Source organism: Polaribacter sp., from assembly GCF_051251875.1.
Lineage (GTDB): Bacteria > Bacteroidota > Bacteroidia > Flavobacteriales > Flavobacteriaceae > Polaribacter.
Map to the genome: position 1 here is coordinate 77,608 of NZ_JBPOGL010000012.1, position 14,983 is coordinate 92,590.

Annotated in this window: 14 protein-coding genes; 2 read left to right on the forward strand and 12 right to left on the reverse strand. The window is 31.0% G+C overall.

Going from position 1 to position 14,983, the window contains the following annotated elements:
• Nucleotides 1-7: 7 nt before the first annotated feature.
• The 12 genes from ACSHW5_RS07615 to trxA all read right to left on the reverse strand — a co-directional run bounded on the left by ACSHW5_RS07615 (nt 8) and on the right by trxA (nt 9,933).
• Nucleotides 8-508 (reverse strand): F0F1 ATP synthase subunit B, encoded by a 501-nt coding sequence (locus tag ACSHW5_RS07615; protein ID WP_435675517.1) that lies wholly within the window; start codon nt 506-508, stop codon nt 8-10.
• 154 nt (nt 509-662) lie between these two features.
• Nucleotides 663-851 carry an ATP synthase F0 subunit C gene (gene atpE / locus ACSHW5_RS07620; RefSeq protein WP_013993139.1) on the reverse strand — a complete coding sequence of 63 codons (189 nt, stop codon included), beginning with the start codon at nt 849-851 and terminating at the stop codon, nt 663-665.
• A gap of 36 nt (nt 852-887) precedes the next feature.
• A complete protein-coding gene (gene atpB, locus ACSHW5_RS07625) occupies nt 888-2,024 on the reverse strand; it encodes a F0F1 ATP synthase subunit A (protein ID WP_435675518.1) in 1,137 nt (378 codons plus the stop codon).
• Between the two features lie 80 nt (nt 2,025-2,104).
• A complete protein-coding gene (locus ACSHW5_RS07630) occupies nt 2,105-2,494 on the reverse strand; it encodes a DUF6168 family protein (protein ID WP_435675519.1) in 390 nt (129 codons plus the stop codon).
• Nucleotides 2,487-2,705 carry an AtpZ/AtpI family protein gene (locus ACSHW5_RS07635; protein WP_435675520.1) on the reverse strand — a complete coding sequence of 73 codons (219 nt, stop codon included), beginning with the start codon at nt 2,703-2,705 and terminating at the stop codon, nt 2,487-2,489. Before ACSHW5_RS07635 ends, ACSHW5_RS07630 begins: the two co-directional genes overlap by 8 nt.
• Entirely contained in the window at nt 2,671-3,084 is a 414-nt protein-coding gene (locus ACSHW5_RS07640) for a bactofilin family protein (protein ID WP_435675521.1), read from the reverse strand. Before ACSHW5_RS07640 ends, ACSHW5_RS07635 begins: the two co-directional genes overlap by 35 nt.
• Nucleotides 3,085-3,094: 10 nt before the next feature.
• A complete protein-coding gene (locus ACSHW5_RS07645; protein ID WP_435675522.1) occupies nt 3,095-5,320 on the reverse strand; it encodes a tetratricopeptide repeat protein in 2,226 nt (741 codons plus the stop codon).
• Nucleotides 5,321-5,473: 153 nt separating this feature from the next.
• Nucleotides 5,474-6,169, reverse strand: coding sequence for an ABC transporter ATP-binding protein (locus tag ACSHW5_RS07650; RefSeq protein ID WP_435675523.1), 696 nt, complete (start codon nt 6,167-6,169; stop codon nt 5,474-5,476).
• A gap of 17 nt (nt 6,170-6,186) precedes the next feature.
• Complete coding sequence (locus ACSHW5_RS07655) at nt 6,187-7,653, reverse strand: DUF5687 family protein (protein WP_435675524.1); 1,467 nt, start codon at nt 7,651-7,653, stop codon at nt 6,187-6,189.
• A 210-nt stretch (nt 7,654-7,863) separates the two neighbouring features.
• A complete protein-coding gene (locus ACSHW5_RS07660) occupies nt 7,864-8,571 on the reverse strand; it encodes a hypothetical protein (protein ID WP_435675525.1) in 708 nt (235 codons plus the stop codon).
• A gap of 1 nt (nt 8,572) precedes the next feature.
• Nucleotides 8,573-8,911, reverse strand: coding sequence for a PadR family transcriptional regulator (locus ACSHW5_RS07665; RefSeq protein ID WP_435675526.1), 339 nt, complete (start codon nt 8,909-8,911; stop codon nt 8,573-8,575).
• Between the two features lie 662 nt (nt 8,912-9,573).
• Nucleotides 9,574-9,933 carry a thioredoxin gene (trxA, locus tag ACSHW5_RS07670; RefSeq protein ID WP_435675527.1) on the reverse strand — a complete coding sequence of 120 codons (360 nt, stop codon included), beginning with the start codon at nt 9,931-9,933 and terminating at the stop codon, nt 9,574-9,576.
• 222 nt (nt 9,934-10,155) lie between these two features.
• Here trxA and ACSHW5_RS07675 point away from each other — a divergent pair, with 222 nt between their 5' ends.
• Both ACSHW5_RS07675 and ACSHW5_RS07680 read left to right on the forward strand, forming a co-directional pair.
• The gene (locus ACSHW5_RS07675; RefSeq protein ID WP_435675528.1) at nt 10,156-12,315 is read left to right on the forward strand and encodes a prolyl oligopeptidase family serine peptidase; all 2,160 of its coding nucleotides are present in this window, start codon (nt 10,156-10,158) and stop codon (nt 12,313-12,315) included.
• 67 nt (nt 12,316-12,382) lie between these two features.
• Nucleotides 12,383-14,458 carry a M13 family metallopeptidase gene (locus tag ACSHW5_RS07680; protein ID WP_435675529.1) on the forward strand — a complete coding sequence of 692 codons (2,076 nt, stop codon included), beginning with the start codon at nt 12,383-12,385 and terminating at the stop codon, nt 14,456-14,458.
• Nucleotides 14,459-14,983: the final 525 nt, after the last annotated feature.

Genomic DNA, 14,983 nt, shown 5'->3' on the forward strand with positions numbered 1-14,983 from the left:
GCTTAACTTAGTTTAAAGTAACATCTTTTAAGAGACCTTCTACTAGTGCTAGTTGATCTTTCTTATTAGATAATTCTTTTTTAATTACTGATTCTGCAATACCAATAGATAATTCTGCAACACTCTTTTTAATTTCTGCTAAAGCTGCTTGCTTTTCTTGAATAATAGAAGCTTGTGCATTTTCAATTAACTTGGTAGTTACTTCTTTTGCATCTTCTTTTGCATCAGCAATAATAGTATCACTAATACTTCTTGCTTCTTTCATGATCGCATCTCTTTCTGCTCTAGCCTCTTTGATCATTTTTTCATTATCTGCTTGTAAATTTTGCATTTCTTTACGAGCATTTTCTGCTGATTCTAATGCATCTTTAATAACAGTTTCTCTTTCTTCTAAAGAGTTTAAAATTGGTTTCCAAGCAAATTTTACCATCAACGCAATTAATGCTAACAAAAGTATTGTTGAAACGGCAAATAACCCTGGTGAAAAATCGTTTAATAAAGTTTCCATTCTATAAACTATTTATTTTTTTATTCTTTTTGTTTAATTTAAAAGAACTCTTTTAATATTTTCTTTAAAATTTGTAATCTCCATAAAATGGAGATTTAAAAATAGGTTCTGTAACCAACCGTTACAGAACGCTATTTTTTTGTTTTTGTTTGGATTATTTTCCTAAGAATAATGCACCAAATGCTAAACCTTCTAATAATGCAGCGATAATAATCATTGCTGTTTGGATTTTTCCAGTTGCTTCTGGTTGTCTAGCAATACCTTCCATTGCTTTTCCACCAATTTGACCTAAACCAATACCTGCTCCGATTACGATTAATCCTGCTCCAATTAAATTGTACATAATAAATGTATTTTTATTAAATTAAACAAACTTTCACTAATGATGTTCTCCATGATCTTCTACAGCCATACCAATAAATAATGCTGATAGCATTGTAAAGATATATGCTTGTAAGAATGCCACTAAAACCTCAATTAATAATATAAAAAATGATAAGACAAAAGACAATCCTGTTGCACCTACAACCCCTAAAGATTCTTTTAAAGTGAACATAATTGCAATTAAACTCATTACCACAATATGACCTGCTGATATGTTTGCGAACAAACGTACTAATAATGAAAATGGTTTAATTATTAAAGCTCCAGCTAATTCTATAATTGCTAAAACCGGTCTAATTAAAACAGGTACTCCTGGCATCCACAACATGTGCATCCAATACCCTTTATTTCCACTAACTGTATAAATTACTAAAGTAAATATTGCCAAACAAGCTGTAACAGCTAATTGCCCAGTAACATTAAATCCTAAAGGCGTTAAACCTAATAAGTTTAATACCCAGATAAAGAAAAACACAGTTAATAAATACCCTGTAAATCTTCTATAATGTTTTTCACCAATATTTGGTCTTGCTATTTCATCTCTAACATATAAAACTAAAGGCTCTAAAACTCTTGCAAAGCCTGTTGGTACTTTTTTAGTTTTATATTGTTTTGCCAATCTAGAAAACCAGAACAACAATAAAAGACCAATAAACAAAATACCCACTGCACTTTTTGTAATAGAAAAATCTAATAATTTATGAGCATTTGTTGCGTGATGCGTTTCATCAAAAGTAACTGCTTCTGCTCCTTCTTCTAGTTCATATATTTTAGAATGGATTTTAGCAAACTTCAAATTGCTTTTTTCCACAATTACATGACCGTCATCATTATGATGAAATTCCGAAGACATAAACGTTACCAAACCTTCACTTGTCCAAAGAATAATTGGCAAAGGAAACCCTACATGTTTTCTCTCTCCTTCATCACTTGTGTATGAAAACAAAGAAAAATCATGAGAATCTTTGATGTGGTGAAGAATATAAGCTTCTACTTTTTCTTTCGAATTTACACGCCCGCCATCTTTTTGGTCGTCGTGTTTTTTATCAGATTCTGATGCAAAACTTGTTGCTGAGAACAAAGTTATTACTGCTATTAAAAGAAACTTGATTGGTTTTTGTGCAATCTTCATTGTAAAAATACGCTTTCTAAATTCGCGGCAAAGATATAGAATATTTCAAAACTACAAACCTTTTTAAGCGCTAATTTTTATTATTGTTTTTTCTTTAAAATTTTTGCTATAAAAATAGCTTCTGTTAATAAAAAGACAATCATTGGAATAAATAATGATAATCTTGCAGTAAACTCTAGTGTTTCCGTTGCAAATATTGATGTATAGAAGATAAGACTAAACAGCATTAACTTTAACAAAATAGTACCAAGGTAGATAAAACCTAGTTGTTCAAAAATTTTATCAACAGTTGAAAAGATTTGAAAATTAGTACAAATTAACAAGGAAAATACGAGGTGGAAAATATACACTTTTTTCAGTGAAAAAGGTAAAATAATATCTTGATTTTTTATAAAAAATTCATGCAAAGAATAACTTACAAAAAAAAGAAAAAGAAAAACAGCAGTAAACACTAAAATGCTTTTAATCATTAATTTTATTCGCTTGTTTTATTAGTGAATACATTGCTAAAAAAATAGCCAACAACGTAATTGTTTGAGTTAAAAATGATAGTTCAAATTTTTTATCTAACCAAGTACCCAATAAAAAACCTAAGTAAATAGTTAGCCCCATTTGCAAACCTGCTCCTGAGAGTTGTAATGCTTTATTAAGCGGTTTTTTCTGAGGCTTTTTGTTTTGCATTTTGTTGATTCAATTCTTTTACAGCGCCTTTCATAGCACACGTTGCATTAAATATAGCTCCTGGTTCTACAGAAAGTTTACCAATAGTAACATCGCCAGTAATATGAGCTCCAGACTTTACCGTTAACGTATTAGAAACCTGTAATTGACCAGAAAACCTACCTTCAATTTCTGCATTTTCAGATACTACATTTCCTTTTACAAAACCACCTACACCAATAATTACTCTTCCAAGAGTTGTTAAAGTTCCTTCTAAAGTACCATCTATTCTAAAGTCTCCTTCAGATTTAATGTCTCCAACTAAAGAGGTGTTTTTTGCTATTACATTTCTTTCCATAACGCGTTTTCTATCCGTGTTTTTTTCTTTGCTACTAAACATAAAGTAAGGATTAGTTATTAAGTTGATTAATAATTTCTTTTGCTTTTTTTCCTTCTTCAGTATTTCCGTAACTTACAGCAACAAACTCCATAGCCGTTTTGTATGCTTCTTTGTTGTTGAATTTTCCTATTGCATAAGCTTTTAAAAGCTCAAACTTTGGTGTTAATATAGCATTTTTTAGTGTTGGTAAAATTTCATTTATTTTTAGTACCGTTTCTTCAAACTTATTTTCTTTGTATAAATAAAATACTTCTTTGTACGCATTTTCTACTTCATTTACCTTTAGAGATTCTTGTGTTAAATCTATTGTAGGGTTTTTTATGCGTTGTGCAAAAAGTGTTTCTGGGTATTTTTCTAGTATTAATTCTTTGTGTTTATTTGCTTTTTCAACATTATTTAACCCTGTATGAAGTTGATATAAATGCCAATTTATTGGTAAAACTAGTTCTTTTTTTGGTTGTAAAGTGGCTACTCTTTCTAACCTATTTACCGCCAAAGTTTTATTTTTAAATTGCTCTTTATAAATAACACCTAATTCGTACAATGCCTCATTTCTGTCTGTTTTTAAACTATCTATAGCTTCCTTTCTGGTAGGAATGGTTTCTAAATAACTAGCCAAATCATACCGTAAATTTTTCTGATTTACTTGAACAGAATCTGCACCTGTTTCATTAAATTCTTGTTTAGAAGACCAACGCCAATTGTCTTCTGATTTTCTGTTACCCCAAATTTTTGTAAATTCTGTTTTACCAAAAGCTAAAGATTGATTGTTATAAAAATACCATTTGCCTTTTTTACTCGATTGTAAAGAATTACCCCCAAAACTGCCTCCAAAAGCCAATTGATTTAACCTTAACTGTGCAATTTCTTCATCTTTCTTTTTTAATTTTTCTATATAATTTTGAAAAAACAGTGTTTGGTCTTCTTTAGATAAAGATACAATTTTAATTATACTATCATTTGTAGTAACAACTTCTTCAAATTTAATTAAAGACGCCAAGTTCTTATGTTTTCTTTTAATACGTTTATAACGCAAGTTTAAAGTATCTTCTGCTACGTTTATAACACTGTCATAATAATTACTAGCTAATAAATATTCTGAATCTTTGAAATACAAATTTGCTAATTTCTCATAGGTAAAAGTTTTTTGCTTTACAGTACCATTGTTAGCTTGTAAGGATTTGTTATAATTTGATATTGCTTTATTTATACTGTCATTCTGTTCATGTAAAACACCTACTTGATAATACAACTCATCTAAATAAGGTCTATTATCTCTATCTTTTATAAGAGCATTCATTTTTTCTATCAACACCACTGATGATGAATCTGTTGTTGAATTTTTAGCCACTTCTATATGTCCATGAATCTTGTATTTGTATGGTGCTTTTCTAATTTTTATCAACTTATTAAACACCATTGTAGCAGAATCTTTTTTATTTTCTGAACTATAAATTTGTCCTAAAATAAACATATTTCTAGCGGCTTGTTCTTTGTTTTTAAAAGTTCTAGTTGCTAATGCTAAATGCTTTTTTACTTTTTGTAAACTGTCTGCTTTTTCATACGCCATTGCCAATGCTGTATGCGCTTGTTCTTTTATTACATCTGGTAAATCTGCTTCTATACTGTCATTTACCATTAATAATAATTTAAGCGTTTCTATGGCAAATTCTTCATTATCTAATCTAATATTTGTTTTCGCTCTCCAAATTTTGGTTTCTGCAAGTAAATTAGCGTTCGGATAGGTAGTAATAACGTAATTAAAAGCTTCTAAAGCCGGAATAAAACGCTGCGAGTAATAACGAGATTTTCCTAATAAAAGATATGCATCATCTATTTGTCTATTACGTTCATAACCATTTATGTTCATGCCATGTTTTTGAATGGCTTTTACAGCTTTTTCTTCAGCAATTTCAAAAGGTGTTAATTCTTTTTCAACTTCGGCAGGTTGATCATCAAAACCAGAACCCAATCCGTTAGAGAATTTAGGAATTACTATTTTGTCTTCTTCAAACTCTATAGGTTCTATGGATAGTTGATTAAAATAATCGTCTTTAAAACCATTTTCTATAGATGTTACACCTTCTTTAAAAGCTTCTTTTCCGTTAAAAAGCACATTAAATTTAGTGGTTAAAGCCTGGTAATTTCTACTTATTATAGTATCTTTTTTTGTGCCACAGCTATACACAGCCATAAACACAGCAAACAATAAAAGTATTTTTTTGATGTATTTCACTCAGATAAAATCTATGTTAAACAATTAATTTACAAATCTAAAACTCTTAACTACAACTGTTTTCTTTTAAAAATAGTATGGTTAAGAGTGTAAAAATAGGAATAAATAAAGAATTAAGAATTTATTCTAATTATAAATTGATGTAAAAAAGTTCTAAACAGAAAAATATAGCTCTAATTCTTTTAATGTTTCTGTTGATGTTTCTATATCTTTTACCACAATTCCTTTATCTAATACAACAATACGCTCGCAAACTTCGGTTACATGTGTTAAATCATGACTAGAAATTAAAACTGTAATTTCTCTATTTTCTGTTAAGGTTTTTATAATCGATTTTAAACGTATTTGTGTTGTTGGATCTAAATTTGCAAAGGGTTCATCTAAAATTATTACTTGCGGATTGCCCATTAAGGCTGCAACAATACCCGCTTTTTTCTGATTTCCTTTACTTAAATCTCTCAAGTATTTTTTCTTACCAACAATTTCTCCGTTAAAAAACTCATCAAACTGCGTTAAAAAAGATTTTACATCCGCTTTGTTCATCCCTCTCAAATCTCCTATAAACTCAAAATATTCTTCCGCAGTTAAATACCCAATTAAAAAAGATTCATCTATAAAAGAACCTGTAAAGTTTTTCCAATTTTCACTTTGGTTTACTACAATATTATTATTTGTAATTGCGCCAGTTGTTGGTCTTATTAAATCTAACAAAATATTAAATAAAGTGGTTTTTCCTGCGCCATTATTTCCTACCAAACCAAAACTTTGTCCTGTTGGAATTTCTATAGAAGCAACATTTAAAACTTCTGCTTTTCCGTATTTTTTTGATATTTTTTCTATTGTAATCATTGTATTTTTATGTTGAATTATGCTTCTTTTCCAAAAGCGTTAATCATAATATATTTATCCTTAATGTATTTTTTTTCGATAAAATTCATTGCGTAATTTTTTAACAATAAGCTAATGATTCCTATGGCAGCTACCACAAAAAAACCAGAATTGTAACCTATAAATTTGTCGAATACCCAAAATAGTAACATTGGAAACAGCATTAAAGGAATTACAATAAGAAACTGCGTTGCGCTTGTGCCTTGCGTGTTGCCAAAACCTCCTTTTGTTAAATCGATTCTTTTTCTGTTAAAAGAGCCTGCGTATAATAAAAACAGCGAATTAAAACCTATATTAAAAATGGCGCCAGCGGTAATCATTAAAAAAATATCGATTCCGAAATACAAATATGGTAAACTTAAAAAGTATAAAATAGTAGTCATTGCCACCATTAAAACCCATTTAGATTCTAAAAATTTTCGGTATCTAAAACTCTGACTCATAAGCATCTTATAATGTGCGCTGTCCCAGGCAGGAATAAACTGTCCGTAGTTTAATGTAAATCCTCCGGTAATAAATAATGAGGCAAACATTAACATTGCTGGCATTTTTTGATAAGTTTCTTGCGTAAAGAAAATAAGCCCGTAAAAAAGAAATAAGAAAGACATTAAAAATACCGTTTTGGTTCTTTTGTTTCTCCATATTAAACGAATATCATTTTTTATAAACGGCGCAACATCTCCCAATCTATCTGCAAAAGATAAATCTACAGATTTTGCTTCTTCCACTTTTGTGGCAACAGCTTCATCTAAATACACTTGGTTGCGTAATTGTTTGTAATTTAATTGATATAAAAATGCCAAAACTACAACACCTACCAAAGCGTATATTGGATTTTGATAAATAAAGTCGAAAATTGCGCCTCCATTGACAACTACATCATAAATTCCGAATTTTTGTAAACCAATTAAACTTACTAAAATAGCTCCAATAACTACCAACGCTTTATTGTTTTTGTTGATTAAAAAATTTAAGAAATTAGAAGATTGAATCATTAATATCATGGTTGCCAACCAACCTAAAACTCCCGCAATGTTGTAACCTTCTTTAATTAAAACCACCGAAAACGGAATGTAAAAGAAAAGACTTAATATATTAAAAACCGAAAAGGCAGATTTTCCTAAAACATAATGTACTAATATGTTTTTTTTGATGGGCAAAATAAGCAAAGGCTTAATGTTCATGATAGGTAATTTCTGCATAAAATACCTCAAAAGTAAATCGGCTAAAACAGCAAAAAGTAAATAAGAATTCACCAACTGTAAAGGATCTGATTCTGGAAATTCTTTCTTTAAAACAAAAAAACCACCGATTCCTATTGCCAAAAAAACAACTAAAAAGTACAGCACAAAAAAGCCCATTATTATTTTTAAGGCAATTCCTTTTTGCCAATGAGAAGAACGGAAATATTGTTTCCATTCTAATTTTAAAAAGTGTGAAATCATACGTTTGGGTAATTAGTTAGATTGATAATAAGTAGTTTAGAAATTGATTTTGTTACAGGTTATTTAGATTTTTTTGTTTTTAAAGTTTTATTTCATCCAGTTTGTTTTTTCTATTTTTAGGAGAAACCTTATAATATTGCTCTATTCTGTGTAAGTTTCTTTATGAGACTTCTCCTGCTGTTGCAGTGACACTAGTATTCTTTAATTCATTTAATCGCTCTTTACCATTTTATATTCTGGATAGGTTTCCTCAAGCAATTCTTCTGCTTTTTCAGGCATTACATACCCTGTTACATAAAACAAAATAGTAATTAGCGTTAAAGAAAATGAAATGATCAACAATACATAATTTTCTAGTGAATTAAAAGGAACTTTTATCAAATTAATTAAATTAAAGATATTAATAAAAGCTAGTCCAGAGAAGCCTTGTCTTGTATCACCAATCATAGATTCTAAGAGAAATATTTTCTCATTTTTTTCTTCTCTTTGTTTATGGTTTTTCTTCGCTTTAGATTGTTTTATTAAATCGAAAACAACTAATATAAACAACAAGGCAAGAATAATATATTTAGAATATGGAATTCTTAAGATATAAAAAAGTGATACAAAATAACTGATTGTAATTACAATTTTAGGAACTGTAAACCATTCTTTGGCAAAGCGTAAAATTATTTTCCAATACCGTTTGTTCATTGCTTTTTGTCTGCTTTCTACAACCTCCATAAAACCAAAAATGCCAAATTTTTTAAAAGATAAATCTCTAGCTTGTTCAAAAGATAACTTTTGGTTTTGGGCACAAATACTTTCTATATCGTTTGCCAAATGATCTACCAATTCGGTTTGTACATCATAATATTCTACATAATGTTTTCTGGTGAATTTGTAAAGTTCTTCTATATGTGTATCTATTAACTCCATCTTACTCCAAACTAAATTTAGGATTCACCAAATGTTGCATTGTTTTTAAAAACTCTTGCATTTCTTCCAACTTGTTGGCAGTTTCTTTGGTACCACTTTCTGTAAGTTTGTAATATTTTCTAAGTCTGTTTCCCACTTTTGCAACCTCAACATCTAGCAAACCATCAGCTTCTAATTTGTGCAATGCAGGGTACAAAGCACCTTCTGTAATTTTTAATTCTCCTTTGGTAAGTTCTTTTACGTGTTGCGTAATTTCATAACCATACATTTTATCATTGGTTTCTAACAACTTTAAAATGATGGTTTGTAAAGAACCTTTGTATAATTTCTGATTTCCCATATAGTAAAAATGTGTAATCGTGTAACTGTTTAATTGTTTAACTGACATTTGTTTCCTCTGTCACTTCGAGTGATTGCGATTTTTTCAATCGAAATTGTATTGAGAAGCCATTCTGTTCTCGATACAATGTTAAATTTTCGTTTTCACTTCAATTTAAAACCACTCGAACTGACATTTGTTTCCTCTGTCACTTCGAGTGATTTCGATTTTTTCAATCGAAATTGTATCGAGAAGCCATTCTGTTCTCCATACAATGTTAAATTTTCGTTTTCACTCCAATTTAAAACCACTGGAACTGACATTTGTTTTCTCCGTCACTTCGAGTATTTTCGATTTTTTCAATCGAAATTGTATTGAGAAGCCATTCTGTTCTCTATACAATGTTAAATTTTCGTTTTCACTTCAATTTAAAACCACTCGAACTGACATTTGTTTTCTCTGTCACTTCGAGTGATTGCGATTTTTTCAATCGAAATTGTATCGAGAAGTTATTATTAGCACTTCTCTTGTAACAAATGTATACATAATTTTCTAATGCATCAAATTCTTATGTATAGTTTTTTTTTGATAAAAAAAATCCCGAAAATTTACTTTCAGGATTTTAAAATATGTTCTTGCTTAATTATAAGCAGATTGCTTCGTTCCTCGCAATGACGTGTTTTTTACTTTGTCACCTTTAAAACATCGGCAATAATACGTTCTAATTCTGCTTTTGGTAATGCCCCATTTGCCATTTGTGGTTCTCCTTCCGCAGGGCAAAATAACATAGACGGTATACTTCTAATTCCGAATGCTGCAGATAATTCTTGTTCTGCTTCCGTATCTATTTTGTAAATATCTATTTTACCTTCGTATTCATTAGATAATTGCTCTAAAACAGGCGCTATTGCTTTACAAGGTCCACACCAATCTGCATAAAAATCTATTAATGCGGGTCTTTTACCTTCAAATTTCCAAGTTTTGTTTTCTTCAAAATTAAACACCTTTTCTAAAAAAGATGCTTTTGTTAAATTTTCTGTCATAATAATCTACTATTTTTCTCAACCATATTGAGGTTTCTTTCATTTATTTATTAGTTCCAAGAAACTTGGAAACTGAATATTTTCTATACAAAAGTAGTCGTTTTTACATATCATAAATTACAAAATACCAACAATATGAAATTCAAAACGTTAAAAGTTGTTAAATAACTATGAATATGTTAAATATCAGTTAATTTTGAAGTAAAGCTAACCTTCAATTTTATGAAAAATAAATTAATAATACCCATCTTACTTGCAAGCCTAGTTATGGTTTCTTGTAAAAACGAAATAAAACAAAGAAATATAGATTTGAAATACCCTAAAACAACCCAAAAACCCGTAATAGATTCCATTTTTGGAACCGCAGTTGTAGACAATTACAGATGGTTAGAAGATGACAGGAGCACAGAAACCGAGAATTGGGTAAAGGCAGAAAACGAAGTTACTTTTGATTACTTAAATAAAATTCCATACAGAGAACAATTAAAAGAACGTTTGTCTGAATTATGGAACTATGAAAAAGTAGGAACACCATTTATAGAAGGAGATTATACGTATTTCTACAAAAATGATGGTTTGCAAAACCAATATGTAGTATATAGAACAAAAGGAGATTCTGAACCAGAAGTTTTTTTAGATCCAAATACGTTTTCAGAAGACGGAACAACATCTTTGGGCTCTTTAAGTTTTTCTAAAGACGGAAAAACAGCTGCTTATGCAATTTCTGAAGGTGGTTCTGATTGGCGTAAAATAATTATTTTAGATGCTGAATCTAAAACCATTAAAGGTGATACTTTAGTTGATGTAAAATTTTCTGGAATTTCTTGGTACAAAAACGAAGGTTTTTACTATTCTAGTTACGACAAACCAAAAGGAAGTGAGTTATCAGCAAAAACAGATCAACACAAGTTATATTACCACAAACTAGGAACACCTCAAAAAGAAGATGCTGTTATTTTTGGAGCAAAAGCTTCAGAAAAACACAGATATGTTGGTGGTAATGTGTCTGAAGACAATACATATCTTTTTATCTCTGCAAGCGTATCTACATCCGGAAATAAGTTGTTTTTTAAAGACCTTTCTAAGCCAAATAACCCTTTGATTACTATTTTAGATCACACAGATAGTGATACCTATCCAATAGAAAATATTGGCAGCAAACTCTATTTGGTTACCAATTTAAATGCGCCAAACAAAAAAGTAGTCACTGTTGATGCAAAAAATCCAACTACAGAAAATTGGAAAGATTTTATTCCAGAAACAGAAAACGTACTAAGTTTAAATTCTGGTGCAGGATATTTCTTCGCAGAATATATGGTAGATGCCGTTTCTAAAGTATTGCAATATAATTTTGACGGAAAATTAATTAGAGAAATAAAATTACCTGGCGTTGGTTCTGCAGGTGGTTTTGGTGGAAAAACAGCAGCAAAAGAATTGTATTTTTCTTTTACAAATTATAGCACACCAAACTCTTCATATAAATTGAACCCAAAAGACGGAACCTATGAATCTTATTGGAAACCTGCTGTAGATTTTAATACTGAAGCCTATACAAGCAAACAAGTTTTTTACACCTCAAAAGACGGCACAAAAGTACCCATGATTATTACACATAAAAAAGGCGTTGAATTAAACGGGAAAAACCCAACTATTCTATATGGTTACGGAGGTTTTAATATCAGTTTAACACCTTCTTTTAGTATTGCAAACGCAGTTTGGATGGAACAAGGTGGTGTATATGCCGTTCCTAATTTACGAGGCGGAGGAGAATATGGTAAAAAATGGCACGATGCAGGTACGCAACTAAAAAAACAAAATGTTTTTGACGATTTTATTGCGGCAGCAGAATATTTAATTGCAGAAAAATACACCTCATCAGAATATTTAGCAATTCGTGGTGGTTCTAACGGCGGACTTTTAGTAGGTGCAACCATGACACAAAGACCAAATTTAATGAAAGTTGCACTACCCGCAGTAGGTGTTTTAGACATGTTGCGTTATCACACATTTACTGCTGGCGCAGGATGGGCGTATGATTATGGTACCGCAGATGACAGCAAAGAAATGTTTGATTATTTAAAAGGATATTCACCTGTACACAACGTAAAAGAAAACGTACAATACCCAGCAACACTAGTAACCACAGGAGATCATGATGATAGAGTTGTACCTGCACATAGTTTTAAATTTGCTGCAGAATTACAAGAAAAACAATCTGGAGAAAACCCTGTTTTAATAAGAATTGAAACAAATGCAGGTCATGGCGCAGGTACACCTGTTGCAAAAACCATAGAACAATATGCAGATATTTTTGGGTTTACTTTATTTAATATGGGCTTTAACCAATTACCAAATCCGCCAAAGGCGAAAATAAAAAGTTAAAAAATGTAACAATATGTAATTATTGTTACTAATTTAATTAATTCAAATCAATCAAATTCAAATAATTATGAAAACAATTAAAAAAGTGTTTTTTGTATCTGCCATTGCCTCTTTAGGTTTGGTAGCTTGTAAGCAAGACAAAGCGGTAGAAAAAGCCCCTGGTATTGTCTTAGAAAACATGGATAAAACTGTAAAACCTACAGACGATTTTTTTAGACACGTAAATGGTACTTGGCTAGATAAAACAGAAATTCCAGACGATCAAACTTCTTGGGGAGGTTTTAATCAACTTCGTAAAAAAACAGACGCAGATGTATTGGTTATTTTAAACAAAGCCATTGCAGAAAGAGATTTTCCAAAAGTGAAAGACGCCAAAGGAAATGAAATAGATTCAGATCAAGAAAAAGCAGTAAATTATTACGAAAGTATTATGGATACTGTTGCTAGAAATGCACAAGGAAAAGCACCTGTATTGCCATATTTAGCTAAAATAGAAGATATTAAAACCAAAAAAGATGTAGAAACTTATTTAACAAATATGGCACCTTACGGAGGTGGCGGATTTTACGGTTTTGGCGTGTTTAATGATTTAAAAAACAGTAGCCAATATGCAGGATATATGGGTGGTGGTTCTTTAGGCTTGTCTAGAGATTATTATGTAGATGATAAAGTAAAAGACAAACTTGAAAAATACCAAGAATTTGTAGCAAAAATGTTCCAAGAATTTGGTGATGATGAAGCAACTGCACAAAAAAATGCAGCAACAATTGTTGCTTTTGAAACTAGTTTGGCAAAACCAATGATGTCTAAAGAAGAACGTAGAGATATTCGTAAAATCTACAACCCAATGACCATTGCAGAATTGCAAAAATTAGCACCAGCAATAGATTGGCAAGCACATTTAGACGGTATTGGTGTTAAAGAGCTAGATACGGTTATTGTTACAGATCCTGGTTATTTTAAAGCTATGAGTAACATTGTTAAAACTCGTTCTGTAGCAGACATTAAATTATTACTACGTTGGAACACTATTAACACTTCATTAGGTTTACTTTCTACAGATTTAGAAACGGCAAATTGGGAGTTTTACGCAAAAGAAATGCGTGGTGCAAAAAAACAACGAGCAAGAGATGAACGTGCTTTAGGAAATTTAAATGGCGCTGTTGGTGAAGCTTTAGGAAAATTATATGTAGAAAAAATGTTTCCGCCAGAAGCAAAAGTAAAAGCAAAAGAAATGATTGATAATGTAATGCTAGGTTTTGAAGCTAGAATTGCACAATTGCCTTGGATGAGTGAAGTAACTAAGGAAAAAGCGCTTGAAAAATTACACAAATTAACAGTAAAAATTGCGTATCCAGATGTTTGGAAAGATTACTCAGCATTGCAAGTTAAAGGATTAAAAGAAGGTGGTACTTATTTCGAAAATGCCATTAATGTAAGCAAATGGAACTACAACAAAGAAATGGCAAAATTAGGAAGCGAAGTAGACAGAACAGAATGGGGAATGTCTCCACAAACTGTAAACGCTTACTTTAATCCTGTAAATAATGAAATCGTTTTTCCAGCAGCAATTTTACAACCTCCTTTTTATGATTACAAAGCAGATGAAGCTGTAAATTATGGTGGAATTGGAGCTGTTATCGGTCATGAAATTTCACACAGTTTCGATGATTCTGGTTCTCGTTTTGACGGTGATGGAAACTTAAAAAACTGGTGGACAGAAGATGATTCTGTAAAGTTTAAAGAAATTGGCGGACAACTAATAAAACAATATTCAGACATTATTGCTATAGACAGCATGCACTTAAATGGCGAATATACTTTAGGAGAAAACATTGGAGATTTAGGTGGTGTACAATCTGCGTATGAAGGTTTACAAATTTTCTTACAAAAGAACGGAAGACCAGCAGATATTGATGGTTACACGCCAGAACAACGTTTTTTCTTATCTTGGGGAACTATCTGGAGAACAAAAATGCGTGATGAAGCTTTAAAAAACTTAATCATGACCAACACACACTCTCCTGGAATGTACAGAGCATATATGCCGCTTAAAAACGTAGATGCTTTTTACACTGCTTTTGATGTAAAAGAAGGAGATAAAATGTACTTAAAACCAGAAGACAGAGTTAGAATTTGGTAGACACGCAGTGTCTTTAAGTATTACAATCTGTGCGCAATTATTTGTGAACAAAAAATTAAACCGATGCGAAAGTGTCGGTTTTTTTTGGGCGTTACCACAAGGGTCGCGCTTTTCGCACTCGCTTTTTTTTCGTCCCTCAAAAAAGAGCTCAAACAAATGCTACAATCGCTAACGCGAGGTTTGTTCAATTCATTTTAGTTTTAACTTGTCACTTCGAAGCATTGAGAAGTCCCCTAACAGTGATAACACAAGGTTGAGCAAGATGATGAGATTTCTCCAAAAAGTCGAAATGACAAACTAGACAAAACAACAATTGTCACTTCGAAGTATTGAGAAGTCCCACAACAGTGAGAACACAATATTAACCAGTACTATGAGATTTCTCCAAAAAGTCGAAATGAAAAACTGGATAAAACAACAATTGTCACTTCGAAGCATTGAGAAGTCTCATAACAGTGAGAACACATCATTGAGCAAGATGATGAGATTTCTCCAAAAAGTCGAAATAACAAACTGGATAAAACA